Annotated in this window: 18 protein-coding genes and 1 pseudogene; 12 read left to right on the forward strand and 7 right to left on the reverse strand. The window is 67.5% G+C overall.

Annotated elements, in window-relative coordinates:
* Positions 1–157: 157 nt before the first annotated feature.
* The 9 genes from GBA63_RS18025 (at position 158) to GBA63_RS18065 (ending at position 13,592) form a co-directional block, all read left to right on the forward strand.
* Positions 158–1,660, forward strand: coding sequence for an alkaline phosphatase PhoX (locus GBA63_RS18025; protein WP_166178331.1), 1,503 nt, complete (start codon positions 158–160; stop codon positions 1,658–1,660).
* Positions 1,661–1,905: 245 nt separating this feature from the next.
* A complete protein-coding gene (locus GBA63_RS18030) occupies positions 1,906–3,060 on the forward strand; it encodes an esterase-like activity of phytase family protein (RefSeq protein WP_166178333.1) in 1,155 nt (384 codons plus the stop codon).
* A gap of 90 nt (positions 3,061–3,150) precedes the next feature.
* Positions 3,151–4,167, forward strand: a complete 1,017-nt coding sequence (locus tag GBA63_RS18035; RefSeq protein ID WP_228282161.1) for a glycerophosphodiester phosphodiesterase — start codon at positions 3,151–3,153, stop codon at positions 4,165–4,167.
* 6 nt (positions 4,168–4,173) lie between these two features.
* Positions 4,174–5,379 carry an esterase-like activity of phytase family protein gene (locus tag GBA63_RS18040; RefSeq protein ID WP_166178335.1) on the forward strand — a complete coding sequence of 402 codons (1,206 nt, stop codon included), beginning with the start codon at positions 4,174–4,176 and terminating at the stop codon, positions 5,377–5,379.
* A gap of 208 nt (positions 5,380–5,587) precedes the next feature.
* Positions 5,588–7,837, forward strand: coding sequence for a lamin tail domain-containing protein (locus tag GBA63_RS18045; protein ID WP_166178337.1), 2,250 nt, complete (start codon positions 5,588–5,590; stop codon positions 7,835–7,837).
* 301 nt (positions 7,838–8,138) lie between these two features.
* On the forward strand, positions 8,139–9,839 hold the full coding sequence (locus GBA63_RS18050) for a bifunctional metallophosphatase/5'-nucleotidase (protein WP_166178339.1): 1,701 nt from the start codon (positions 8,139–8,141) through the stop codon (positions 9,837–9,839).
* A 183-nt stretch (positions 9,840–10,022) separates the two neighbouring features.
* Positions 10,023–10,874, forward strand: a complete 852-nt coding sequence (locus GBA63_RS18055) for an endonuclease/exonuclease/phosphatase family protein (RefSeq protein ID WP_207956892.1) — start codon at positions 10,023–10,025, stop codon at positions 10,872–10,874.
* 153 nt (positions 10,875–11,027) lie between these two features.
* Positions 11,028–12,002 (forward strand): metallophosphoesterase family protein, encoded by a 975-nt coding sequence (locus GBA63_RS18060; protein WP_166178341.1) that lies wholly within the window; start codon positions 11,028–11,030, stop codon positions 12,000–12,002.
* 21 nt (positions 12,003–12,023) lie between these two features.
* On the forward strand, positions 12,024–13,592 hold the full coding sequence (locus GBA63_RS18065; RefSeq protein ID WP_166178343.1) for a phosphodiester glycosidase family protein: 1,569 nt from the start codon (positions 12,024–12,026) through the stop codon (positions 13,590–13,592).
* Between the two features lie 59 nt (positions 13,593–13,651).
* Here the strand turns inward: GBA63_RS18065 and GBA63_RS18070 are convergent, their stop codons facing one another.
* From GBA63_RS18070 to GBA63_RS18080, 3 genes are all read right to left on the reverse strand, one after another.
* Positions 13,652–14,827 carry an ester cyclase gene (locus tag GBA63_RS18070; protein WP_166178345.1) on the reverse strand — a complete coding sequence of 392 codons (1,176 nt, stop codon included), beginning with the start codon at positions 14,825–14,827 and terminating at the stop codon, positions 13,652–13,654.
* Positions 14,828–14,938: 111 nt separating this feature from the next.
* Positions 14,939–15,985 (reverse strand): class I SAM-dependent methyltransferase, encoded by a 1,047-nt coding sequence (locus tag GBA63_RS18075; protein ID WP_166178347.1) that lies wholly within the window; start codon positions 15,983–15,985, stop codon positions 14,939–14,941.
* Between the two features lie 117 nt (positions 15,986–16,102).
* Positions 16,103–16,891: an alpha/beta fold hydrolase gene (locus GBA63_RS18080; RefSeq protein ID WP_166178349.1), complete on the reverse strand. Its 789-nt coding sequence runs from the start codon at positions 16,889–16,891 to the stop codon at positions 16,103–16,105.
* Positions 16,892–17,309: 418 nt separating this feature from the next.
* Between GBA63_RS18080 and GBA63_RS18085 the strand changes: the two genes are divergently transcribed.
* The 3 genes from GBA63_RS18085 (at position 17,310) to GBA63_RS18095 (ending at position 22,698) form a co-directional block, all read left to right on the forward strand.
* Positions 17,310–18,662 (forward strand): TrpB-like pyridoxal phosphate-dependent enzyme, encoded by a 1,353-nt coding sequence (locus GBA63_RS18085; protein WP_166178351.1) that lies wholly within the window; start codon positions 17,310–17,312, stop codon positions 18,660–18,662.
* 381 nt (positions 18,663–19,043) lie between these two features.
* Positions 19,044–20,687, forward strand: coding sequence for a bifunctional metallophosphatase/5'-nucleotidase (locus GBA63_RS18090; RefSeq protein WP_166178353.1), 1,644 nt, complete (start codon positions 19,044–19,046; stop codon positions 20,685–20,687).
* Positions 20,688–20,820: 133 nt separating this feature from the next.
* Positions 20,821–22,698 (forward strand): alkaline phosphatase D family protein, encoded by a 1,878-nt coding sequence (locus tag GBA63_RS18095; protein WP_166178355.1) that lies wholly within the window; start codon positions 20,821–20,823, stop codon positions 22,696–22,698.
* A 222-nt stretch (positions 22,699–22,920) separates the two neighbouring features.
* Here the strand turns inward: GBA63_RS18095 and GBA63_RS18100 are convergent, their stop codons facing one another.
* From GBA63_RS18100 to GBA63_RS18115, 4 genes and pseudogenes are all read right to left on the reverse strand, one after another.
* Positions 22,921–23,634: a DUF3105 domain-containing protein gene (locus GBA63_RS18100; protein ID WP_166178357.1), complete on the reverse strand. Its 714-nt coding sequence runs from the start codon at positions 23,632–23,634 to the stop codon at positions 22,921–22,923.
* A 135-nt stretch (positions 23,635–23,769) separates the two neighbouring features.
* Positions 23,770–24,660: a carbohydrate kinase family protein gene (locus GBA63_RS18105; RefSeq protein ID WP_166178359.1), complete on the reverse strand. Its 891-nt coding sequence runs from the start codon at positions 24,658–24,660 to the stop codon at positions 23,770–23,772.
* Between the two features lie 3 nt (positions 24,661–24,663).
* Positions 24,664–25,574, reverse strand: a pseudogene (locus GBA63_RS24500) (pseudouridine-5'-phosphate glycosidase).
* A complete protein-coding gene (locus tag GBA63_RS18115) occupies positions 25,571–26,209 on the reverse strand; it encodes an SOS response-associated peptidase (protein ID WP_407690819.1) in 639 nt (212 codons plus the stop codon). Before GBA63_RS18115 ends, GBA63_RS24500 begins: the two are co-directional and overlap by 4 nt.
* Between the last annotated feature and the right edge of the window lie 35 nt (positions 26,210–26,244).

Raw genomic sequence — 26,244 nt, forward strand, 5'->3', positions numbered from 1 at the left:
GACCGGGGGCGGCCCGTTCGGGCCGCCCCGCCGACCGTAGATTTAACGCAGAGTTTTCTGGCCTTTAACCTATGCATGAAGATGCCTCCCTATACTTCTGCCGGTCGTTAGGTAAGCGGGGCCCCAGCCTCGCTGCGGAGAAACGGAGGGAAGCGTCTTGGACGTAAAGGGCAAACCGGGTCGGGTCAGCCGCAAGCAATTTCTCGGGGCAGGAGGGGCGGGCGCGGCGGCGTTCGTGCTGGGCGCTTTGGGCACGCAGAGCGGGCCTCTGGGCGCCCTGGGCGCTCGCGGCGCGCTGGGGCAGGAGGCACCGCGCACGGAGGGCTACGGGCCGCTCGGGCCGTCCAACGGGCCGGATCTCCTGCTGCCCCAGGGCTTCCGGTATAGGGTGATCTCCCGCCAGGGCGAGCCTATGAGCGACGGCAACCCGACGCCTGGCATCTTCGACGGCATGGGGGCGTTCCCCGGGCCGCGGGGGACCACCATCCTGATCCGCAACCACGAGAACCGGCGGCGTCCCGGGGAGATCCCGGTCGTCGTGCCGGCGGACAAGCGCTACGACGCCGACCCGACCTACACGGCCGGGGACACCAAGGTCGTGCTCGACCGCAGGGGCAACGTGACGAGGAGCTTCGCCATCCTCGGCGGCACCGACACCAACTGCGCCGGCGGCGAGACGCCTTACGGGACTTGGATCACCTGCGAGGAGGTGGTCAACCGCTCGGCCGCGGGCGTCAAGCACGGCTACATCTTCGAGATCGACGCCTACGCCGAAGGTCCCGTAGACGCCGTGCCGATCCGGTCCGCCGGCCGCATGTCCCACGAGGCGGTCGCCTACCTCGACGGCATCCTCTACGAGACCGAGGACCGAAGCATCTCCCGCGATGGCGGCGCCTGCTTCTACCGCTACATCCCCGAGGGCGACGACGGTGACGACCGCGGCCGTGGCAGGGACGACGATGATCGCGAGAGGCTCCCCGACGGGGGCAGGTTGCAGGCGCTCAAGCTGAGGGACGAGGACCGGGCGAACATGGACACGGGCAGGCCCGTCGGGCAGGCGTACCCCGTCGAGTGGGTGGACGTGCCGGTGCCGGACCACGACGACGACACCGACCAGCTCAGGAGTGGGCCGGACAACCTGCTTCCGACGCGCTTTCAGGCGCAGAACCGGGGCGCGGCCCTCTTCGACCGCGAGGAAGGCATCTGGGTCGGGGACGGCAAGATCTACTTCGACTGCACCTTCGGCGGCGCCCAGAACCTCGGCCAGGTCTGGGAGTACGACCCGAACGAGGAGACCATCACCCTCATCTACGAGTCCTCCGACCCGACCGCGCTCCAGAACCCGGACAACGTCGTGATCGTGCCGAGGACCGGCGACATCTTCCTGCAGGAGGACGGCCCCGACGAGGACGGCCAGTTCGTCCGCGGTCTTACGGAGGACGGCGAGATCTACGACTTCGCCCGCACGGTGACGAATAGCACGGAGTTCTGCGGCGGCTGCTTCTCCCCGGACGGCAACACGTTCTTCCTGAACCAGCAGGGCGAGCGTGGAGGCCCCGTCAGCGACGGCGGCCAGCCCGTCCCGAACGCCGTCACCTACGCCATCACGGGCCCGTTCGCCAGGAGGAGGCGCGGCGGCAACGGTCGCAACGACGACTAGAAGCGCCCGGTCCCGTACGGATCGCGCGGTCGGCGCCCTCTGCGCAGAGGGCGCCGACCTGTTTTGCGTCTTTGTAGTGGCGCTCCCCGCCGCGCGCCTCTGGGAGCCTTGCCCTGCCAACCGGCCCGCGCCGCCGAAGTTCGGCGCGTTTTTACGCAAAGTTTACCCGCGTGTAACCCACGCCCTTTCACTTGCCCGTAAGCTCTACGACGGTTGTCCGGCGGTCATTCGGAGGAGAGATTAGGTTGGGTCTCTACAGACGCAAAGTCCTGACGACAGGGTCCGCGGCAGTAATCGGCACGGCCGCCCTGGCCCTACTCCTGGCAACCTCCGCGGCGCTCTTCGTCTTTCAGGACCAGGCAACCGCCGCCCGTCCGGGCGCAGAGACTCCAGACTGCGCCGCCGGGGTGGACTTCCTCGGCTTCTCGGACGCCCTGAACAAGCAAGCCTACGAGGGTACCAGCGTCGGTGGGCTCTCCGCACTGGCGTACACCGGACGCCGGGACATCTACTACAGCCTCGTGGATAACGGCCCGACCACCACCTCCGAAGCCCGCTTCTACACGCTGCAGATCCCGGAAAAGGATCGACTCGGCAAGCCCGAGATCGTGGACGTCACCACCCTCAAGGACGCCTCCGGCCAGCCCTTCACGGCCTCCGACTTCGACGGCGAGGGCCTGACGCTAACCCGCCGCGGCGACCTCCTCGCCTCCTCCGAGACGGAGCCCTCGATCCGGCGCTTCGACCCCGAAGGCAACCTCCTCGAGAAGCTGCCCGTGCCCCGGAAGTTCATGGTCGCGCCGGAGGGCCAGGCGCAGCGCAACCAGACGTTCGAAAGCCTGGCCCTCGCTCCCAACGGGTGGAGCCTGTTCACGGCGGTCGAGGGTCCGCTCGCGCCCGACGGCCGGACGGCCGAGGGCGAGAACCGCATTCGCATCCTGCGCTACGAGGACCGCGGACCGGGCGGCTTCGAGCCGGTCGAGGAGTTCTTCTACCTGACCGAGCCGGGCCAGGGCGTCGTCGAGATCGTGGCGCTCTCCGAAGACGAGCTGCTGGTGCTTGAGCGGGGCTTCCAGTCCGGCGTCGGCAACACGGTGCGGGTCTTCAGGGTCTCTCTCGACGGCGCCGAAGACGTCTCCGGCGAGCCGAGCCTCGCGGCGCCGGGACTGGAGCCGGTCGAGAAGGAGTTGCTGGTGGACCTCGCCGACTGCCCATCGGGCGGCGCGACGACGCCGGGGACGCAGCCGAACCCGCTGCTGGACAACTACGAGGGCCTGACGCCCGGGCCACGTCTGCCGGGCGGAAGACGGGCGGTGCTCTTGCAGAGCGACGACAACTTCAGCGCCGGCCAGGTTACGCGGGTGGTCGCGCTGGGCGTGGAGAACGGGCGTCTGCGGTGAGTCACGGGGCGCCGAGGACGGAGGGGCCACGAGGTCCCTGTCCCGAAACTAACAGAGAGTACCTGTAAAGCGACGCGAGAGGATGGAAACATGCGAAGGGAACACACCACGGCCGCGCGGGTTGGCGGGGCTTCTATCATGGTCGGCTTGCTCGCGGCAGGGCTCGCTGCGCTGATGGCGCTGATGACGCTCGTCGCCCCTGCGGAGGCGGCCAAGAAACCGGCGGAGACCGCGCCGGTGTTGAACGTCGGGCACAGGGGGGCCTCCGGGTACGCGCCGGAGCACACCATCCCGGCGTACGACCTGGCGCTAAAAATGGGCGCGGACTACATAGAGCAGGACCTCCAGTTGACCAAGGACGGCGTGCTCGTGGCGCTCCACGACGAGACGCTCGACAGGACGGCGCGGCCGACGGCCGAATCCGCGCCGGGCGACTGCACGGGCCTCGTGCGGGAGAAGACGCTCGCCCAGATCAAGACGTGCGACGTCGGCAGCTGGTTCAACGAAACGTATCCCCAGTACGCCAAGCCGGAGTACGTGGGGCTCAGGATCCCGACGCTCGAAGAGGTCTTCCAGAGGTACCGCAAGAGCACGAACTACTACATCGAGACCAAGAGCCCCGAGTCCGCGCCCGGTATGGAGGAAGAGCTGCTGCGGCTGATGGATGAGTACGGGCTGACGAAGCCCGCGGCGGACAGGTGGCAGGTATTGATCCAGTCCTTCTCGCCAGCGAGTCTCCAGAAGGTCCACGCCCTCGACCCGTCCCTCCCCCTCATCCAGCTCTTCTCCGGCGCCGAGACGAGCCAGACCATCCAGGCCCGCCTCGACGCGACCGCGGCCTACGCCGTCGGGATAGGCCCATCGAAGGGCGACGTGGACAAACCCCTCGTGGACGCCGCCCACGCCCGCTGCCTGGACGTCCACCCCTACACGGTCAACGAGACGCCCGAGATGGAGAAGCTTATCTCTATTGGCGTGGACGGCATGTTCACGAACTTTCCCGACCGCCTCGAAGCCGTGCTCGACAAGGAGGCCGCGAACGGCAAGTCAGGCGCCCGCCTCGCCGCCGACGCCTCCGAATCCTGCCGCGCCGGGATCGGGGTGTAAGGACGGATGAGGACGAAGGTACTACTCCTGGCCGCGCTCACGGCCGTCCTTCTGGCCCAGCCGGTCCTGGCCGGGACGAAGCAAAAAGAGCCGGAGACGACGCTGGAGGGACGGGCGATCTACCCGGCCGAACTCCGCGGCCAGGGGAGCCAGCCGGCCCCCAACCCCTTCCCCGACCAGCCGGTCGGAGGATACTCCGCCCTGCTCGACGCGAAGGGCGCCGACACCTACCTGGCGATGCCGGACAACGGCTACGGCTCGAAGGCAAACTCCCCCGACTTCATCCTGCGCGTGGACCGGGTGCGGGTGGATTACGAGACGGCGAGAGGCGGCAGCGGCGAGGTCGAGGTTCTCGATTACGTCCGGCTGCGCGACCCGGACGAGAAGATTCCATTCCCCATCGTGGACGAGAACGGCTCCGGGCAGCGTCTGCTGACCGGCTCGGACTTCGACCCCGAATCCATGAGGGTCGCGCGCGACGGAACCTGGTGGTTCGGCGACGAGTTCGGCCCGTTCCTGCTCCACACGGACAGCACGGGCAGGGTCCTCGAAGCGCCAATACCGCTCCCCGGCGTCAAGGCCCCGGAGGACCCGACACGTCCCGGACAGCCCGTGAACTTGCGCTCCTCTTCCGGCTTCGAGGGAGTGGCGATCTCCAAAGACCGCCGCTACCTGTACCCGAGCCTGGAGCGTTCCCTGAACGGCGAGGACATCCGTAAGCACCACATCTACGAGTTCGATCTGAGGGCCGGTGAGTACACGGACGAGCGGTGGACCTACCGCGCGGACCTTCCCATCCCGCCCGAGCAGGAGCACGTCATCGGGGACATGACGGCGCTAGACGCGAACCGCCTGCTCGTAATCGAGCGAGATTTCCTGCAGGGAGAGCGGGCGCAGTTCGAGAAGGTCTTCGTCGTAGACCTGAGAGAGACCGACGCCGAGGGCTTCCTCGTCAAGCGCGAGGTCGTAGACCTTCTGGACGTGAGGGACCCGGGGCTCATCTCGCTGCCGGGGCGCCCGGGCGACTACGGCCTCGGCGACCCGTTCGAGTTCCCCTACGTCACCACCGAGAGCGTCCTGCCCCTCGGGGGCCAGCGCCTCGCCATCGTCAACGACAACAACTTCGGCTCCGTCGGCGGGCGCAACCCGAGCCTCCCCGACTACACGGACTTCATAGTCGTGCGCGCCGAAGCCCTGCGCGGCGGGGTCTGAACCGCCCGCACGACGGCGTTTTCGGATTGCATGGAGGAGGCCCGCCCGGCACCGGGCGGGCCTCCTCCATCTCCGTGTAGAACCCCCTGTTGTTTAACGAGGGTTTTACCCGTGTGAAACAACGGGGGCGAACTTTGCTGGTACTTTATGCGGGGCCGGGGAACCGACCGGCTTCTTGAAAGTTTCCAACGAAGGTCGGAGGTTCGGGTTGTACGGTCTGCGTGTTCCGGCGGTCGTGTCAGGTGTCTTGCTCTCGTCGCTCGCGTTGCTCGTCTCGCTCGCGCCGGCGCTGGCGTCGCCCAACGGCGTCGTGATCTCCGAGCTTCGCGCCCGCGGGCCGGCAGGCGGCAACGACGAGTTCGTTGAGATCTTCAACACCTCTGCGGGCGACGTGGACGTATCCGGCTACAGGCTCCAGGGCTGCGCCGCCGCTTCGGGCAACCCCTCGGACCGGACCACGGTCCCGGCCGGCACGGTGCTCGACCCGGGCGACCATTACCTGTTCACCAACTCGGGCAGCGGCGGCTACTCCGGCGCCGTGCCGGGCGACCGGACCTACTCGACGGGCTTCACGGACTTCCAGGCGAACAACGCGAGCGGCGCCCGCCTCGTCGACGCCTCGGGCGCCGTCGTCGACGGCGTTGGTTCCCCGAACAGCCCGTGCCGCGAGGGGGCAGGCATCACGACGCCGGCCACGACCGGCGACAACTCCTTCGAGCGCAGGGACGGCGGCAGGCAGGACACCGAAGACAACGCGGCGGACTTCGTGGGACCGAAGGCGGGGGGGCCGCAGAACCTTTCGGGCGCCGGCGCTCCGGGGCCGGAGATCACGAAGATCCACGACGTCCAGGGCCCGGGAGCCGAATCGCCCATCACCGGCCGGACGGTCACCGTCGAGGGAGTGGTTACGGGGATAGACGACGAGATCGGGGCCAGCTTCGGCTCGGGCAACTCTATCCGCCGCTTCCCGGAGGACGCCGGTATCTTCGTCCAGGAGGAACCGGCCGACGCCGACCAAAACTCGGAGACTTCGGAGGGCGTCTTCGTCGGCTTCGTCCGGGACCGCGCGGCCTACACCTTGGGCGACGTGGTGCGCGTGAACGGCCGTGTGAACGAGAAGTTCGGGCACACGATCATCTCCGAAACCATAAACCGGGAACCGGAGAAGGTCGGCACCACCCCCGTCCCCGACCCGGTCGAGATCGACGCCGCGCGGGCGGAGGGCCAGGACCCGCAGGCCCGCCCGTACTACGAGAGCCTCGAAGGGATGCGCGTTCGCCTGGCGGTCGGCACCGCCAACTCGGGCGGCACCAACAAGTTCGGCGAGCTGTTCGTGACGCCTGGCACGGAGCAGGATCGCGTCTTCCGAACGGAGACCGAGCCGGCCCTCATCGCCACCGACGCCGACGCGGGCGCGGGCGACCCGGACAACCCCTTCCGCGACCCCGACGGCTCCACGACCGAGGTCGAGGCCGACCTCTTCGACACGGTGTCCGGCGCCACCGGCCCCTTGCTCTTCGCCTTCGAGAACTACCGCATCATGGTCCAGGAAGACGGGCTGCCGACCGTAACCGACACCGGTGTCACCTACCCCTACGAAGAGCTCTCCCCCTCCGGCCCGAAGCAGTTCCGCGTGGCCTCTTTCAACGTCGAGAACTACTTCCCCGTCGGCGGCGCGCTCGACGGCGGCAACGTTAGCCAAGAGGAGTTCGACGAGAAGACCGCCCGCCTCACGGACGCCACCAACGGCAGGCTGAAGCGCCCCGAGGTCGTCGCCGTGCAGGAGGTCTACGACCTCGCCACGCTCCGGGCGCTAGCCGCCTCGCTCGGCGGCTACACGGCCTACCTCGAAGAAGGCAACGACTCCCGCGGCATAGACGTAGGGTTCCTCGTCAAAGACGGGGTGAAGGTCGAGGGCGTCACGCAGTACGGCAAGACCGCGACCGCGCCGGACGGCCTCGACTGCTCCGACGTGCCGGGCGGGCTCTTCGACCGGCCGCCGCTCGCCATAGAGGTCCAGGCGAAGGGCTTCGGCGGGTTCACCGTCTTCTCGAACCACTTCGCCTCCAAGGCCGCCCCCGACGCGTGCCGCGAGGCCCAGGCCGCCTTCGTGCGCGACCGCGTCGCGGAGCTAGAAGACGCCGGGAGGCGGTCCATAGTCGCCGGCGACCTGAACGCCTTCGAGGACGAGTCGGCGCTACGGACGCTCGAAGACGGAGAGACGTCCCTGGACAACCTGTGGGACGCGGCGCCCGAGCAGGAGCGCTACAGCTTCGCCTTCCAGGGCAAGCTCCAGACCCTCGACCACGTCCTCGTAACCAGCGGCTTGAAGAACAGGATCGGCGACTTCCGCTACGCCCACTTCGACAACGACTACTTCGAGCGCGACGACCAGGCGGAGCCCGACGGCCACCACGTCTCCGACCACGACCCGCCCGTCCTCACCCTCTCGAAGTAACGAGGGCGGTGCAGAGGCTCTATGAGCCTCTGCACCGCGCGGTCAGCCATCAGCCCGCTCCGGCTTCGCCTCCGCTCTCAGCGGTCGGCTTTCTTGTTCTTGGCTGATGGCTGAATGCTGATAGCCGAAAGCTGATAGCCGAAGGTCCGACTTCTCGGAGGACCGCTTCGAGTTTTCCGGGCCGGTTCGTTTACGGAGAATTCATCCATATGAAACACTCTCCGCGGCGCGGGCTGCTATTCTGTTCGGGGCCGGGTATCTCCCGCCGCGTCACGAAGACCGGAAGAATCGGAGGGGTGGAATGGTAGTTACGTTGCGTGCGGCGCTGTTGCCGATAACGCTCGCGCTGGCCCTCATGCTTGCGCTTTTGGCGATACTGGCCTCGGGCGCGGAGTCAAAGCCGAAACCGACCAAGCCGGTGCCCGAGGACAGGACCAGCAACATCCAGCTCCTCGGCGTAAACGACTTCCACGGCCAGTTGGAGCCGACGACCCGCAGGGACGTTCCGGGCAGGACGCTCGGCGGCGCGGCCTACCTCGACGCCTACTTTGACCGCTACGAGGCCCGGAACCCCGAGCGGACCATCAGGGTCCACGCGGGCGACATGGTCGGCGCTTCGCCCCTGATCTCCTCCTACTTCCACGACGAACCTTCCGTCTACGCGATGAACGAGATGGAGATGGACGTCGGCACCCTGGGCAACCACGAGTTCGACGAGGGAGGCGAGGAGATGCTGCGCCTCATAAACGGCGGCCAGCGCTCCGACGGCAACCAGTTCAAGGACGGCCCCGACGGCGAGCCCATCAACACCTCCGACCCGGACTTCGACGGCGCAGACTTCCCCTACGTAGCCGCCAACACCGAGTACAAGGACTCGGGCGAAACGGTCCTGCCGCCGTACAAGATAGTCAAGAAGGACGGCATAAACGTAGGCTTCATCGGGGTGACGACGCTGGAGACGCCGAACATCGTGACCCCGGACGCGGTGGCGCCCTTCGACTACCTGGACATCTCGGAGACCGTCAACCGCTACGTCGCCGAGCTCAAGAGGAAGAAGGTGGAGACGGTCGTCGTGCTCGCCCACGCGGGCGGCGCGCAGACCACGGCGACGGAGGCCGTCGGCGAGATCGTCTCCGAGACCCAGCAGATGAGCGACGAGGTCGACGTCGTGGTCTCGGGGCACTCCCACTCGCAGCTCAACAACCGCGTCGGCAACAAGCTCATCGTGCAGGCCTTCTCGCTCGGCACCGCCTTCGACGCCGTCAACATGAAGATCGACCGCAGGACCAAGGACGTGGTCTCCTCCTCGGCCGAGATCGTCAACACCTTCAACGACGCCATCGCCCCGGACCCGGCGACGGCCGAGCTCGTCGCGGGCTACAAGGATCGGATCGACCCGATCGCCAACCGTGTCGTAGGTACCGCGGCCGAGAACGTGGTCCGCACGAACAACGCCGCGGGCGAGAGCCCGCTCGGCCAGCTCATCGCGGACGCGCAGAGGGACTTCGCGGGGACCCAATTGGCGTTCATGAACCCGGGCGGCATCAGGGCCGACATCGCGGCCGGGGAGGTAACGTACGCCGAGCTCTTCGCCGTGCAGCCCTTCGACAACCAGGTGGTGCGGCTGGAGATGACCGGGGATCAGGTCTACCGCGTCCTCGAGCAGCAGTTCCAGACGGACAACAACGGCAACCCGAGGACCCGCATCCTCCAGGTAAGCGGCCTCGAGTTCTCCTACAACTCGACGAACCCGGCGGGGCAGAGGATCACATCCGTCACCCTCCCGGGCGGGACCCCGCTCGACCGCGCCGCCACCTACACCGTCGCGGCCAACAGCTTTATCGCGACGGGCGGCGACGGCTTCACGGTCTTCAAGGAGGGCCAGAACCCCAACACCCTCGGCAGCGACCTCGACGCCCTCGAAGGGTACATCGACGGCCTGCCCTCGCCCTTTCCCGCCCCGGACCCGAACGCAGACCCGAGGATAACGAAGCAAGGGTAGGTTTCAGGCAACAGGCTTCAGGTATCAGCTTTTCGGGCGCGTCTTTCGGGACGCGCCTTTTTCGTGCCCGCGGCGGGGATATTTAACCGAGACTTTTCTGCGCGTTAACCCCGGCGCGTCCCGCCGCTCCTACACTTGTTACCGGCGTGAGAGACACGGCCAAGCCTACGAAGGGGGACTTTGGTGCAGGGTAGGGGAAGGTTGGGGGGGCACGTCGTCGTGGCGGTTCTGGCGGCGGCGATGGCCGTTGTCGCGGTCATGGTCGTGGCGACCGAGGGCGGGGCCCGGGGGTCGGAGCGGCGGGACGTGAGGGTGATGAGCTACAACATTCATCACGGAGAGGGGGCGGATGGCAGGCTCGACCTGGACAGGATAGCCGGTGTGATCCGGTCGGAGAAGGCGGAGGTCGTCGGCCTTCAGGAGGTCGACAGGTTCTGGCGCAGGAGCGACTTCGTTGACCAGGTAGATTACCTGGCCGAGGAACTCGACATGTACGCCGCCTACGGCGCGAACCTCGACCTCCCCCCGGATGACCCGTCACAGCCGCGCCGCCGGTACGGGACTGCGATCCTGAGCAAGTACCCCATCATCGAGAGCGGGAATACCTTTCTGCCCAGGCTCGGCACGAGCGAGCAGCGCGGCCTTCTGGAGGCCCTCATAAAGGTCAAGGGAGCCCCGGTCCGCTTCTACAACACCCACCTGCAGCACAACAGCAGCGAGGAGCGGGCGCTCCAGGTCCGCGCCATCATGGAGCACACGAAAGACGTCGAAGGGCCGCAAATCCTCGTCGGCGACCTGAACGCCCTCCCCGGGGCGCCGGAGCTCGCGCCCCTCTACGGGCGCTACGACGACGCCTGGACCCTCGGCGGCGAAGGCCCCGGCTACACCATAGGCGCCGAGAACCCCAACCGCCGCATCGACTACGTCTTCGTCACACCAGACGTGGCGGTGAGAAGCGCGTCCGTACCCCGGACCCTCGCCTCGGACCACCTGCCGGTCGTCGCGGAGCTCTCCGTGCCGAGGAAAGCCAGATAGAACGGCGGACTCGCCCGCAGCAGCCTTCGCGACCGGCCGCGGGCACATTTAACCCAGATTTTCGCGGGGATTAACCTACGAATCTCGGCCCTCCCTTATAGTTGCTGGCGTGCAGGCCGGGTGTCGCCGCGTGACGACTGGAAGGGGAGAGCCTTGAAGAGGAACCGCCTGTTGTTGGTCTTGATGGTGGCGGTTCTTATTGCCTCCTACTCGGCCGCGGCCGTTGCGAAGCCTCAGGGCTCAGGCAAACCTTTCGACGTCGCCCTGATCGGGGACATCCCCTACAACGCCCTGCAGGAAGTGCAGACAGCGAGGCTCTTCGAGGAGCTCGACCGCGAAAAGCTCGCCTTTATCTCCCACGACGGCGACATCAAGAGCGGCTCCTCGGCCTGCACGGACGACGTGTACCAGAAGGAACTCCGCCGCTTCGAGGACTCGAAGAACCCGCTCGTCTACACGCCGGGCGACAACGAGTGGACGGACTGCCACCGGCCTCCGAACCCGACGCCTGAAGAGGCCGACCCGCTGAACCGCCTCGACTACCTGCGCGGCGTCTTCTTCCCCGACGACGACTCGCTGGGCCGCAGGGAGATAGAACTCGAGCGCCAGAACCAGGACTACCCGGAGAACGCCCGCTGGCGGCGGGGCGGCGTGACCTTCGCCACCCTGCACGTCGTCGGCTCCAACAACAACCGCCCGACCACCCTCCCGGACGGGTCGGTTATCGGGAACGAGGAGGAGTACCAGGCGCGCAACGCGGCCAACCTGGAGTGGCTCGCGGAGACTTTCGACGAGGCGGAGGAGGACGGCAGCCCGGCGGTGATGCTCGTGATCCAGGCCAACCCTTTCGAAGAAGACACCGCCCGGCCATCCGGCTTCTCGGACTTCAAGGCCGCCCTCGAAGAAGAGGTCGTCGCCTTCGGCAAGCCGGTCGTCCTGGTCCTCGGCGACAGTCACACGTTCAGGATAGACAAGCCGGTCATCTCGGAGGAGCGCCCGCTCAACTTCACCCGCGTCGAGACCTTTGGCAACCCGGACGTTCACTGGGTAAGGGCCACGGTGGACCCGCGTGACGAGGAGGTCTTCTCCTTCGAACCGGAAATCATAGAAGAGAACGTCGCGCCGTAGAAGGCGCGGGGAGGAAGAGAGATGAAGCTTCAGAAAGGCCTGCTCTGCGTCCTGGCCGCCCTGATCCTGGGCACTCTAGGCCTGACTTCGGCCCTCGCAGCGGCCCCGAACGGCCCCGCCTACCGCGACGAGCTCCCGCTCGGCAACCCTGGCCTGAAGGAGACCCGGACGACCGAACAGGTGGCGCCCGGCGTCACCTACACGCGCGTCGTACGGGGGGAAGAGTCGAGGAAGGATTTCTATACCGTGGACGTGGCTTTCGAGGCCGGTCGAGCCGCGGCCGGGGACGTAGCGGACCAACTGCGCGCCGACGGCTACAAGGCCCGCGTCGAGAGGGTCTCGGACCGCGCCCCCGACGACCCGGCCGGCGGGCCTTCGGGCTACCTGGTCCGCGCCGGTAGGTTCGCCACCCAGGCCGGGGCCGACGCTTTCGGGGCCAGGCTGACGGCGGACGGCTACGCCGGAACGCGCACCGTCTACACCGGTGAGGACGGGGGGAAGACAACGGGGCCCTGGGTCGTGCACGTCCTGAAGGTCGACCCCGGCCTCTACGACGGCACGCTCGCGCCCGAGTTGGCAACGGAGGTCGTGCCGGAGCGCGAGCTCCTTACGGGCATCTCGGCGCGCACGGGGGCGCTTGCGGCCGTAAACGGCGGGTACTTCGTGATCGGCCCGAACGACGGCACGCCGAGGGACCTCGCCGGCATCTCCGTCCTGGGGGGCGGCGCCGTCAGCGAGGCCGTGGACGGCCGCACGAGCCTCGTCCTTCCCGAAGGCGACGGCGCCGGTTCGGACGTCGCGGCCCTCTCCGACAGCTATCTCGCCGCGTCCTCGGACGGGGCTTCGCTGCCCGTGGACGGTCTCAACCGCAAGCCCGGCCTGATCCGGGGCTGCGGCGGCGAGGGCGGCGACAACCCTACGGAAGAGCCCAAGCACGACTTCACCTGCACGGATTCGTCCGAGCTGATCCTGTTCACCCCCCTCTTCGGCGCGAACACGGAGCCGGGCGAAGGGGCCGAGGCCGTCCTCGACCCCTCGGGCCGCGTTACGGAGCTGCGCGAAGGTCGGGGCGGCCCCATCCCGCCCGGGGGCTCAGTCCTCTCCGGGACCGGCGCAGGCGCCGGCTGGCTCCGCGCCCACGCCGCACCAGGCGCGACCGTCAGCGTGAAGACCACCATCTCCGGCGAAGGCGCGCGCCTGGACGAAGGGACCGGCGTCGTCAACGGGGGCCCGAGGCTCCTGAGAGGCGGCGAGGAGGACATAACCGCGTTCGCCGAAGGCTTCGTCTACCCCGAGAACCCCGAGTTCTACTACCGCTTCGGCGAGCGCCGCAACCCGCGCACGCTCGCGGGGACGACGCCCGGCGGAGACCTGCTGCTCGTCGCCGTGGACGGCAGGCGTCCGGGCTACAGCGTGGGCGCCAGCTTCGAGGAAGGCGCGGGCATCATGGGCGCTCTAGGCTCCGACGAGGCCGTCAACCTCGACGGCGGCGGCTCGACGGGCATGACCGTGCGCCAGGGGCTGGTAACCCGCCCGTCCGACACGACCGGCGAGCGCCCGATAGGCGACGCGGTGGTGGTGCTTCCGTAGAGCGTTTCAGCCTGTCAGCACGCTGCGACCTGCTACGAGCAGGCCTCGATTTCGGCTTGTCAGCTCTGGGGTTCGGTGGGCGCGGGGGTTTCTGTGAGGCCGAGCTGGTGCAGAAGGCCCTCGGTGTCGGCCCGGCCCGAGTGTTCGACGAGCTTGCCGTCCGAGAAGCGGTCCACGAAGTCCGCGGTAAAGGTCGCGTGCCGTCCCGTGGGCGGGTACCAGAGGACGCCGCCCCTGTCGGTGCCGGAGAGGGTCAGGCGCGTCCTGACCAGGTTGCCCTCCGCCTCCTGCTCCTCGATGGAGACGGAAAGGTCGGGGTAGCTCTCCCACAAGGCAGAGAACACGCGTTTCATGCCGGGTTTACCGCAGCATGAAACGCGTCTGGGGTCGCGGAAGTCCTCCGAGACGAGGTCGTCTATGACGGAGGCGTCGTCAAGGCCCAAGCCCCGTTCGTAGAGGCGGCGGGCGGACTTGAGGTTCTCCCTCTCTCTGATGCGGAACGCCTCGCCGAGCGCGCTGCCGCGGGCGCGGCTCAAAAACACTAAGCCGAGCAGGACCCAGAGTGGCGCCTCGATCAGGCTGACACCCGCCGAATACCAGCCCACGAGGTAGAGAAAGATCTCAGTAGAAGGTTCGGCGTAGGTGCCGGTGTCGGGAGGGAACAACCAGAACCAGAGCGCCCCGAAGGGCAGGGAGAAAGAGAAGAGGCAGAGGAGCAGGACCCCGATCCTCTTCTCGCGGGCCACAAGCGCGAGCGCCGTGAAGGGCAGGAGAACGACGGGAGGAAGAAAGAAGATGGCGTAGAGAGCCGCGGCCTCCAGGCCCGGAAACGGGAACGCCGCGTAACCCTGCCACCTATCCCCCGTGCTCCAGTAAATAGAAGACGCGACGCCCACCGCTTCACCCATCAGCAGTAAGGCAAGCGACGCCATCCCCACAAAGGCCAGGCGTCTCCCCGTGCCGCCAAGGACGTTCCAGATCAGGTAGACGGCGCCAAGCAGAGACGCCATGGCAAACGCCTCCCCCACGAACCCCGGCACCTCCGCGAGCAGCAGCACCACCGGATCTACGTAGAACGAGTCCCCCAGGATAGCCCGCCGAATCGTGCCGAGAAGGCCGAGCCCGGCCCCCAAGAAAGCGGCCAGGGCGCCCCAGGAAAGCGGCTCTCTCAGCAGCTTCGCGCGGGGCCAGCCCGCTGCGGATACCCCGGCATGCACGACCCTGGTAACCTCCATTCCAAGAGTCTACCCGGGACGCGGACCACGTTCACCCCCGTCCGGGCGCCCCCGGCCAGAAGCGCATCCCCGGGATCGCCACGAGTTTCTCCACCAGTACGGTAGCGTGGTCTATCTCTCCGCCAGTACGACGAAGCGCGTGGGGAGGGGCTGTTCTGCCGCGCGAACGTTCGAGAACCCGGTCTCCACGAGCAAGCCGAGGAGCTGGCCCTTGGTGATCATGCCGCAGCCGACCACGGCCTCGTGCAACTGCACCCCGGCCAGCGCCTTGTAGACCGGCGACCTTCGGTATTCGTCGGGCGTATCCGGGTAGGGCAACTCAGAGACCGCCAGGGTCCCCCCCGGCTTGAGCGCGCGGCGCACCCGCCCCAGCACGTTCCGGTACTCCGGCGGACCGCCCGTCTCGTGCAGCGAGATGCTCATGGTGACCAGGTCGTAAGCGTCCTCCTCGGCAAGCTCGTTGGCATCGCCGTGGCGAACCTCGACCCTCCCACCCAGGCCGGCCTCCGAGATGGTGCGCCGGGCCAGATCCAGGCTCGGGCCGTCTATCTCCATGCCGACGATCCGGGCGTCGGGGAACCTCCCGGCGTAGTGCGCGAGGTGGTACCCGCCACCGGCACCGACGTCGAGCATCGTACCGCCCCGCTCCAGGCTCGCGAGCGCCTCGGGAGCCTGCGGCAGCACGTGCTCGGTGAGCACGACGCAATCGGGTTTCGTAAGGTTCTTGAGCGCCTCTATAAGGAAGGGATCGTGGTCGCCGCGCGGCCAGATCTCGCCCGCGCGCAAGAGCTCGGGGAAGGCCGCATAGTCTTCGAAGAGGGCGGCGTAGAACTGTATGCGGCCTCCCATGAAGTGCGGGTCCTCGGGATCCAGCAGCAGCGTTTCCATGTGCGGCGCCAGCCTGTAACCTGTCTGCTCGTCCCAGTCCAAGAACTCGAAGGCGTAGGCCCCCCGGCACCAGACCAGGACGTAGCGTTGGTCGAAGCCGAGTTTCTCCGACAACGCCCCCTCGGTAATTCCCCTTTCCCCGGCGTCGGCGATGGCGCGGAACAGCCCGGCTTTCAGGCCGATGTCCGCGATCCAGGTCGCCTGGTTGCCCAGGACGTGGTCGAAAAGCCTCTGCCACTGTTCTCGTTTGGCCGTGACCTCGGTGGACACGCTCTACCTCCTGACCGCGACTTCGGTGTTTGGCGATGACGCTCTGTTCCGGATCGGACGTCCCGGCGAAGCGCCCGTGGCGGCCCATCCGTCAGCTTGGGCCGGCATGACACGCCCCTAAAGCGTCTCGATGAACTTCAAGACCTCGCCGACGAACAACTCCGGCGCGGTGAGTATGGCCGCGTGCCCCTGGCCGGCCAGGATAGTGATGCTGGCATTCGGCAGGGTTCGGGCCAACGTCTCAGCATCCGCCCTCTCGTGGTCGGGGCTCTCACCGCCGACGAGCAGCAGGGTCGGCGACGCCAGCCCCTCGAAGCGAGGAGCTTCGAAGACGTAGTCGCGGTTGGCCCGAACCTCCCGGGGCACCGTGTGCGCGTTCGCCAGCCGTCTCTCCCAGGACGGTTGCGACCTCAGGTGCGAGATCTCCTCGGGGGACAGGCCCGCGAGCTCCAGAAGGGATGTTATTACCCCGTCCCGATCGTCCTCCGCAAGGAGGGCCTCCATCCTCTCCACGGCTTCGAGGGGGAGGATCCGGGCGTTGGGCGTGCTGATGTCGCCTTCGTAGAGAATCAGACCGCGAACTTTGTCGGTGAGGAGAGCGGCTTCGAGGGCACAAAGGGCCCCATACGAATGACCGAGCAGGTCGACCGCTCCGCCGATGGAGTCGACGACGGCGGCGATGTCTTCGAACTCGCGCTCGATCGAGTAGTTCGCGGAATCGGCGCTCTCCCCCCGCCCCCGGCGGTCGACCGCATAGACGGCGCAGCGCTCTTCGAGGGCGGGGAGGACGAAAGGCCAGGTGGTGGTATGGTCGGAGGAGGTTCCGTGCACGAGAACCAACGGCGTTCCCTCGCCGCCGCGCTCGTAGGCGATGGGGGTTCCGTCTTTGGAGGCTATCTTCTCCACGGAGGTTCTTCTCCCGTGATTGGCGAGGCCGAACGGCACAACCCGAGCAGCGGCGGCGCCCATGGAGTCTGTTGGACTACCGGGTACGCCCCAGCGCCCTCAGATATCGCCGCTCCTGGGACGTCTTACACTATATGTGTAGTAGTTGCTCGCGCCGAAAAACATGCCTTCGTCGGAGGCTTTGTGCAACGCGCCGGCCTCCGCCTCGGTCATCGCCCCGGACTTCGGCGCGAGCCCCTCGAACTCCGCAACACCACACGGGTCTCTTTTTGTTACATTCGTATCTTAACAAGGCAGTCTTCCCCCGATATCACGCAAATGAGTGATATCGGGCGGCGGTCGGCCGGGGGTGCGGGGTCTCCAAAAGCTGTAAGCTGACAGGCTGAAGTGCTGACCGGCTAGAAAACCGGAGGTTTTCGTGCAACAGACAAAGTTCCTTCTCGACGAGAAGCGCATCCCCGAGTCCTGGTACAACCTAGTGCCGGACCTGCCGTTCCAGTTGGAGCCGCCGCTCAACCCGGCGACCAGGGAGCCGGTGGGGCCCGAGGCCTTCGCGCCGATCTTCCCCGAGGAGATCATCCGCCAGGAAGTAACGGCCGAGCCCTACGTGCCGATCCCGGAAGAGGTGCGTGAGATCTACGCCCTCTGGCGCCCGACCCCCCTGTTCCGCGCCCGCCGCCTCGAAAAGCTCCTCGACACCCCCGCCCACATCTACTACAAGTACGAGGGTGTGAGCCCGTCCGGGAGCCACAAGCCGAACACGGCCGTCCCCCAGGCCTTCTACAACAAGCAGGAGGGCGTCCGCCGCCTGACGACGGAGACGGGCGCGGGCCAGTGGGGCTCCTCCCTCGCCTTCGCCTGCGAGACTTTGGGCCTCGACTGCACCGTGTACATGGTAAAGGTCTCGTACGGCCAGAAGCCCTACCGCCGGATCATGATGGAGACCTACGGCGCCGAGGTCCACGCGAGCCCGACGGACCTTACGCAGGCTGGCCGCGACATCCTCGAACAAGACCCCGACTCCCCGGGCTCCCTCGGCATCGCCATCTCGGAGGCCGTCGAGGACGCCGTAAAGAACGACGACGCGAAGTACTCCCTGGGCAGCGTGCTCAACCACGTCCTGCTCCACCAGACCGTGATCGGCCAGGAGGCCCTCGAACAGATGGAGCTGGCGGGCGAGTACCCCGACGTGGTGGTCGGCTGCGTCGGCGGCGGCTCGAACTTCGGCGGCATAGCCTTCCCCTTTATCCGGGAGAACCTCAAGGGCAACAAGGACACCCGCATCATCGGCGTCGAGCCCGCCTCGTGCCCGACGCTCACGAAGGGTCGCTACGTCTACGATTTCGGCGACACCGCGGGCACTACCCCAATGATGAAGATGTACACCCTCGGCCACTCCTTCGTGCCTAGCGGCATCCACGCGGGCGGCCTCCGCTACCACGGCGACTCGCCCATCGTCTCAGCGCTCGTCCACGAGGGCCTCGTCGAGGCGCGGGCCTACGCCCAGAACCCTACCTTCGAGGCCGGCGTCGCCTTCGCCCGGGCGGAGGGCATCGTGCCGGCGCCCGAGGTAACGCACGCCATAAAGGCGACCATGGACCTGGCCCTCGAAGCCAGGGAGGCCGGCGAGGAGAAGACCATCCTCTTCAACCTCTGCGGCCACGGCCACTTCGACTTCTCGGCCTACGAACAGTACCTGGCCGGCGGCCTCGTCAACCTGGAGCACTCGGACGAGGAGATAGAGAGGGCGGTCGCGGGGATACCGGGCTGAGGGAGAGGCTTCAGGTTACAGGTCGCCTCCTTCGGAGGCTCTCAGGCTTCAGGGGCGCGAAGTCGGGAGCCGCCGACCATCCCTGATGCCTGAAACCTCTTTTTAAACCCGAATTTACCCTCCCTAAACCATACGGTTCGGGCACGCTGCTATCCTCCGGCGCGGATGGAATCTGCACCCGTTTTCGGCGCAGAGAGAGGCCTTCCCGGAGACGGGCCGGGCCTGACCTACCCGGATCCGGAACACCCCGGCGCTCCGACCCCGGGCAGGCGCCTTGCGTAGGAGAACCGGCCCGGCGGCCGGAAGGGCCGCGAACCTCCGGAGGGACCCGCAGGCGCGGGTCCCTCTTTTTTTGGCCGGGCCGTTTTCGGGGAGACGGGCTTGAGGCGCGGGCGAAGGGCCGCGGCGGTCACGGCGCTTGTCCTCCTCGTTTCGTTGACGCCGCTCCTGATCTCCCTGACGGCCGAGGAATCTCGTCTGGAAGACCGCAAATCGGACGCGGTGCCGGCACGGGGGGAGCCCAGACCACGCGGCACAGCCGAGATACGGCTGCTCGGCGTCAACGATTTTCACGGATACCTCGAACGTTCCGCGGAGAGCGCCGGCGCGGCGTACCTCGCGGCACAGTTGGACCGACACGAGCGCGGGAGCACCATCAGGGTTCACGCGGGCGACATGGTAAGCGCCTCACCGCTCGTCTCGGCCCGCTTCCACGACGAGCCGACCGTGCTCGCCATGAACGAGATGGGCTTCGACGTCGGCACTTTGGGCAACCACGAGTTCGACGAGGGCAAAGAAGAGATGCTCCGTCTCATAGACGGCGGTCAACGGGCAGGGAGCGAAGACACCTCCGATGCGAGATTCCCGGGGGCGGGGTTTCCGTACGTGGCCGCCAACACGCTCGACCGAGAGACGGGCAGGCCAGTCCTGCCACCGTTCACCGTGGTCCGGCGGGCCGGGGTGAAGGTCGGCTTCATAGGGGTGACGACGCTCGAGACGCCGGAGATCGTAATCCCCGCCGCGGCCGACGATTTCCGGTTCGCGGACATCTCGGAGACAGTAAACCGCCACGCCGCCGAACTCGAAGCCAGGGGCGTTCGGGCCATAGTGGTGCTCGCCCACTCCGGGGCGCTGGACACCGACCGCGGGGGGACGGCGGACGAGATCGTCACGGAGACGAGGCAGATGAGCGGCAGCGTGGACGCCGTCTTCTCGGGCCACACCCACAACCGCCTGAACCTCGAAGTAGAGGACAGGCCCATCATCCAGGCTGAGGAGTACGGCAACGCCTTCGGGATCCTGGACCTCGAGGTCGCCCGCGCGAACGGCGAAGTCACAAGTTCGAAGGCCCGCGTGGTGACCACCAAGGACGACGGGGCAGGCCCGGACCCGGAGGTCGCCGCCCTGGTGAAGAGATACAGTAGACGGGTGGCGCCGCTCTCGGACCGCGTGGTCGGCAGGGCGTCCGAAGCCGTAACCCCGACGCCGACGGCGGCCGGGGAGAGCCCTCTGGGCGACTTCGTTGCCGACGGCCAGCGGGACCTCGCCGGCACGGATTTCGCCCTCGTTCCGACGGGCGGGCTCAGGACCGGCATCGCCGCGGGCCCCGTGACTTACGGTGAGCTCTTCTCAGTGCAACCGTCGGGCCGGGACCTCGTAAAGATGGAGTTGACCGGGGAGCAAGTCCGGCGCGCGCTCGAGGAGCAGTACAGGCAGGACGGCAGGGACCACCGGCTCGCCGTCAGCGGCCTCCGCTACGAGTACGACCCGTCAGGGCCCCTCGGAGGGCGGGTCACGGCCCTGACCTTCCCGGACGGAGATCCCCTGCAGGCCGGCGGGAGGTACTCCGTCGCGGTAAACGGTTTCCTTGCTGCGGGCGGCGGAGATTTCGAGGTCTTCACGGAGGGCGAGAGCAGGCGGACCGTCGGCACGGACATCGGGGCCCTCGCGAGGCACGCGGGAGAACTGGCCCAACCCTTCGTCGCCCCGGACCCGAGACGTCCGCGCGTCAGGCTGGAGCCCTGATCCCGTCAGTTTCACGTCCATTTAACCCGCGATTATCCCGCGTTTAACCCAAAAGTCGGACGGTGTCCCTAGAATCTTGGGGTCTGGATCTTTGCGCACGCCCCGGCCGTCCGGGGTGGAAAAGGAGCGTGTCATGGGAGAGAGAAACGTGTTCGATGAGTTTCACGTGAACCGGTTGGACTTCCTGAAGTACTCGTTCGCGACGAGCGTGGCCGTCTGGGCCGGTTCGGTGGTGCCCGGTGGGATCGGGATCGACGAGGCCGAGGCGCAGGAGCTCTTCACGGTGCGCCGCGTCAACCCACAGCGTTTCCCGCAGAGCGTGGCCTCGGGGGATCCGAGGCCGAACGGCATCGTGCTCTGGACCCGCGTCGCCTGGAACCGGCCGGAGCCCTTGCGGGTGGCGTACCAGATCTCCCCCGAGGCCGACACGGGGTTCCAGCGGCCCGTCTTGCAAGGGGTGGTCGAGACCAACGCGGAACGGGACTTCACCGTCAAGATCCAGCTAAACCGTCCGCAGCTCAGGCCCTTCACGAAATACCGCTACCGCTTCATCTTCAACGGCCAGGCGACCCGCACGGGCCACTTCAAGACGCTCCCGGCGGCGGGGGCGGACGTCTCGAAGGTCCGTTTCGGCTACATCTCCTGCCAGGACTACACAAACGGCTACTACAACGCCCTCTACCACCTCGCCCGCGAGGGCGAACTCGACTTCGTGGCGCACCTCGGCGACTACATGTACGAGACGGTCGCCTCCGACAGCTTCCAGGGGGGCGGTCCCGAGGAGCGGCAGTTCCGTTTCCCCGACGGCGGCGCGGAGTGCCTGACATACAAGGACTACCGCACGGCCTACAAAAAGTACAAGCAGGACAGGAACCTGCAGGCGCTGCACGAAAAATGCGCCTTCATCATGATCTGGGACGACCACGAGTTCGCCAACGACGCGTACCAGGTCTTCGCCCCGGATGAGGGCGGCACGGACGCGACGCCGGGCAACAACCCGTCCAGACGCCAGGCGGCGAGCCGGGCGTGGGCCCAGTTCAACCCGGTCGGCGTCCCGTTCGACGCGGCAAAGGGGCCGCTGGAGGAGATCCGGCTTTACCGCTCCTTCGAGTTCGGCAACCTGATGCAGCTCGTCATGACGGACCAGCGCCTCTACCGCGACGGCCCCCCCGCCGGCAACGAGACCCAGGACCGCTACGTCACCCCCGGCACGGGCGCCGAGGAGGCCCCAGGCCGCACGATGCTCGGCGACGGGACGGCGGGCGTGGGCAGCCTGCCCCGCCCCGACCAGCTCGGCTATTTCCTGGACAAGATGCTGAACTCCACGAGGACCTGGAAGATGTGGGGCAACGAGGTCACCTTCGGGCAGATCAAGGTGGCAAACAGCTTCCTGGGCCCCGGCAACGCGCTCCCGACCATCGACCCGTCCACGGCGCCCGAGGGCGTCTACATCACGCTGGATCAGTGGGACGGCTACCAGGCTGAGCGGCGCGAGATCACGCGCGCCATCAGGGACGCGAACGCCGGCCAGGGCATAGACAACTTCGTCACCCTCACGGGCGACATCCACTCCTACATAGCGGGATACATCAAGGACGACTACGACAACCCCGTGAGCACCGGCGAGAACCGCCCCGTCGGCGTCGAGCTCGTCTGCGGCTCCGTGACCTCCTCGAACCTCTCGGAGATAGCATCCTTAGGCTTCGGCGCGGCCCCGGCCCCCGACGCAGGTCAGTTCACCGCGGCCGTCACCGCGAGCAACCCGCACATAAAGTACTTCAACTCGAACGACCACGGCTACAACGTCGTAGAGGTAACGCCAGCTTCTGTCGTCTGCACCATGAAGCGCGTGGTCCCAACGACGGCGACCCCCCAGAACCGCGGCAGCGGCATAAGAGAGCCCCAGCCCACGAACACCCGCAAGGAGACGCTCAGAAAGTTCAGGATAAACGCCGGAGAGGTGCTCCTCTTCGACGAAACGAACGGCGCCCCGGTGCCTCTGCCGGCGTAGGCGGTGGGCTTTGCCCACCGCGCTTTCAGCTATCAGCTATCAGCTTTCTTATGGAACCCGGCTCGCGGAACGTGAGCCGGGTCGTGATCGCCCAGGGGACTGCCCGGACCGACGAGCTCGGACTACTGCTACGCCCTATAAAGGAAGGCTGACAGCTGAATGCTGATAGCTATCCTCGCGGGTTTCCCACGCCCAGAGTGCAGCGGTTGCCGGAGAGGGGGGCTATCTCGGAGTTGCGGAAACCGTCGACGAACTGGCGCAGCCTGGGTCGTTTGCGTCTTCGAGCTTCAGTTGGACGCGCCAGGAGGTTACGGTTACGGGGGCGTCCTGGCCCGGGTAGGGGCTGACTATCACGTTGTCTTCGGCGCCGTAGGAGCGGAGCTTCTCCGTCTGGTTCGCGGGGAGGTCCGGCTGGTGCGTGATCCAGACGACGCCGTGGTCCAGGCTGTGGACGGCGTGGCGGTCCTTTATGGGCTTCTCGTAGACGCCGCAGTTTTGCCACAGGGGATCGTGCCTGCCGTTTGTCGGCGGGCTCCGGTCGTACTTTATCGGCCCTTCCGAGAGCTCGTTGGTGGTTGGCGGGTAGACCTCTATGCCCTCGGGCGGGTCTTCTGGCAGCGGCCTCGCCGGGTCGGGCTTCTTGCCGTCGGCGGGGAGCATGTTCTGGATCTCCCGCGGGCTTGGTTTTGCTTTCGCGAGCTCCGCGGCCTCGCCCGAGGGAGCGCCGGCGGCGGTGGTCTCTTCCGGCGAAACGGTGGTCTGCTCCGATGCCGGCGTCCCCGTCGCGGCTTCTTCCCGCGCTTTTTCGTCCGATCCCCCCTGCGTGCCGCCGGACGTCTCCCCGCCGCACGCCGCCGGGAGGAACGCGAAAACGCAGGCGAGGATGAGGAGCCTCCACCCGCCGCCGCGCCTTGCTTTCGAACTTTCGATGCCCAATTCAACGACCTTCCGTCAGGTTCTCGCAAAGCTTCCTACGGGCCAGAAGGTACTACGGATGTACCCTGGGGCGCTGTGTGCGGCATCATGCCTCGCACCGCTCCCGGTCGGAAGGCCGCGTTCGTGCAGACCGTATCAGGCTTCGGGACGGGCACCGACACGCCCGACGGCCCGGGCGGCGGTCTCGGCGCCCCGGCGCATCGTCCCCGCGGGCTGTTCTTTGTCGAGCCAGGCCGCGAGAAAACCCGCGCTGAAGGCGTCCCCCGCGCCCGTGGTGTCCTCCGCCCGGTCCGCCGTCGCCGGCACCCGGAGAGACGCCCCGGTCCCGTCGGCGTACACGGCGCCCTCGGGGCCGAGCTTGAGCACGACGGCCGGGTAGAGGGAGAGCAGCTTCTTCAGGATGAGGTCGGGGTCTTGCTCCCCGGTAAGGGTCTCCCCCTCCGTCAGGTTCGGGAAGAGAAGGTCGGCGCCGCGGGTCCAATCCAGGAAGCGTTCGGGCCCGACGGACCGGAGCAGGGGCGCGGATGACGGGTCTACCGAGACGGTCATGCCGGCTTCACGGGCGAGGCGCAAGGCCTCCAGCGCGGTCCGTCGGCGGCTGCCGCCCGAGAGGGTGTAGCCCGAGAGGTGGAGGTGGCCTTCGGTGAAGAGGGTTCTCGGAAGGTCGTTCGGGTTCAGGGCCTCGCTGGCTCCCCTGTCCGTGATCATGGTCCTCTCCCCCGCCCCGTCCACGAGCACGAAGACCTTGCCGGTCGCAAGGGAAGCGTCTCGGGCGAGGTGCGAAGCCACGCCGGCCCGTTCCATCTCACCCTCCAGAAACGCGCCGAAGACGTCGTCGCCCACCCTGCCGACAAAATGGGTCTCGACACCGGAAGAGGCCAGCCAGGCGGCCGCGTTCGCGCCCGAGCCCCCGGCGGCGACCCGGATCGGGACGAAGGTGTCCGTCCCGAACACTATCTCGCCCTCGGCCTTCGCGAGCAGGTCGTAGAGAAGGTCCCCGACGACGAGGACGCGAGGGGCCCGCAAGGATCAGGGCTTCCCGGCGAGCGCGACCGCGATGCGGGCGGCGAGGCGGGCGTTGCCGAGTATGATCTTCTTGTTCACCCGCAGGCTCTCGCCTTTGGTCTCCGCCGCGAAGCGGTCGAGCAGGAAGGGCGTAACCTCCCCGCCCCGCACTCCCAGCCTCCCCATCTCCTCGAGGCCGGCGCGCAGGGCGCGGTCGTGCAGGCCCGGGTCGAGCTGATCCTCTTCCGCCAGAGGGTTGGCGATGACGAGCCCCGAGTCCCCGAGGCCGAGGTCCGTCACGGCCCGTACGAGGCGCGCGGCCTCCCCTTCGTTCTCCACCGACCAGCCGAGCGGGCTGCCCGAGTCGGCCAGGTAGAAGCCGGGGAACCGCGGGGTGCGAAACCCGACGACGGGGACGCCGAGGGTCTCCAGGTACTCGAGCGTGGCCGGCACGTCGAGGATGGACTTCACGCCGGAGCAGACGACGGCGACCGGCGTCCTGGTGAGGGCGGCCAGGTCGGCCGAGACGTCCCAGCTCTCCCGCGCCCCCCTGTGCACGCCCCCGAGGCCCCGGTAGCGAAGAGCCTTATCCCCGCGAGCGCCGCCAGGTGCGCCGTGGCGGCCACCGTCGTCGCCCCGTGGAGACCTTTGGCGGCCGCCACCGGAAGATCCCGGGAGGAGAGCTTCTCGATCCCCTCGGCGGTCGCCATGAGCTCCAGCCCGGCACCGTCGAGCCCGATCTTCGGCGTCCCGTCTATGACGCCTATCGTCGCGGGGACGGCGCCTTCTTCGCGGACCACACGTTCGGACTCGCGGGCCACTTCGAGGTTGTCGGGGTGGGGCAGGCCGTGTGAGATCAGGGTGGACTCCAACGCCACCACGGGACCTTTCCTTTCGATGGCCGCCCTTACCTCGGGCCCGACCTCCAGGCTCAAGCCGCGGGCTCTACGCAGCGTTCGTCGTTGTTGCGGGGGCTGTTGACGAAGCGGCTTACGGGGAAGGTCTCGAGGTCGTCCCCCTCGTATGGCCTGAGCAGCGAGACGAGCTCTTCCCTCTCGGCCTCCGGGTCGAGCCAGGCCTCGCGTTCTTCGGCCGGCAGGATCACGGGCATCCTCTCGTGGACCTCCCCGACGAGCGCGTTGGCCGAGGTCGTCAGGATGGTGCAGGACAGGATCTCACCGTCGTTCCAGCTCTCCCAGAGCCCGGCGAAGGCGAAGGGGCGCCCGTCGTTCATGTGTATGTAGAACGGCTGCTTGCCACCCTCCTCCCGCTTCCACTCGTAGAAGCCGTCGGCGGGTATGAGGCACCGGCGGTGGCGGAAGGCGCTGCGGAAGGACGGCTTCTCCGGGGCCGTCTCGCTGCGGGCGTTTATCATGCGGGCCCCGATCTCCGGATCCTTGGCCCACGAGGGGACTAGCCCCCACCTCAGCGTCTCCAGCCTGCGGCTTCCGTTCTCGGCCAGGATCGCCGCGACGCCCTGGGTCGGCGCGACGTTGAAGTTCGGCGAGAGCTCCGCCCGAACTTCATCGAGATCGAACTCAGCAGCCAGCCGGTCGACTGGAACCGTCAACGTATACCTGCCACACATGTTTCACCCCTTCGGGG

The organism is Rubrobacter tropicus (assembly GCF_011492945.1).
GTDB classification, from domain to species: Bacteria; Actinomycetota; Rubrobacteria; order Rubrobacterales; family Rubrobacteraceae; genus Rubrobacter_D; species Rubrobacter_D tropicus.

What these genes read in the sequence shown, in the direction of transcription:
- GBA63_RS18035 (WP_228282161.1), top strand. Translation starts at nt 3,151, where the DNA reads ATGCGAAGGGAACACACCACGGCCGCGCGGGTTGGCGGGGCTTCTATC.
- GBA63_RS18040 (WP_166178335.1), top strand. Translation starts at nt 4,174, where the DNA reads ATGAGGACGAAGGTACTACTCCTGGCCGCGCTCACGGCCGTCCTTCTG.
- GBA63_RS18050 (WP_166178339.1), top strand. Translation starts at nt 8,139, where the DNA reads ATGGTAGTTACGTTGCGTGCGGCGCTGTTGCCGATAACGCTCGCGCTG.
- GBA63_RS18065 (WP_166178343.1), top strand. Translation starts at nt 12,024, where the DNA reads ATGAAGCTTCAGAAAGGCCTGCTCTGCGTCCTGGCCGCCCTGATCCTG.
- GBA63_RS18070 (WP_166178345.1), bottom strand. Translation starts at nt 14,827, where the DNA reads ATGGAGGTTACCAGGGTCGTGCATGCCGGGGTATCCGCAGCGGGCTGG.
- GBA63_RS18095 (WP_166178355.1), top strand. Translation starts at nt 20,821, where the DNA reads ATGGGAGAGAGAAACGTGTTCGATGAGTTTCACGTGAACCGGTTGGAC.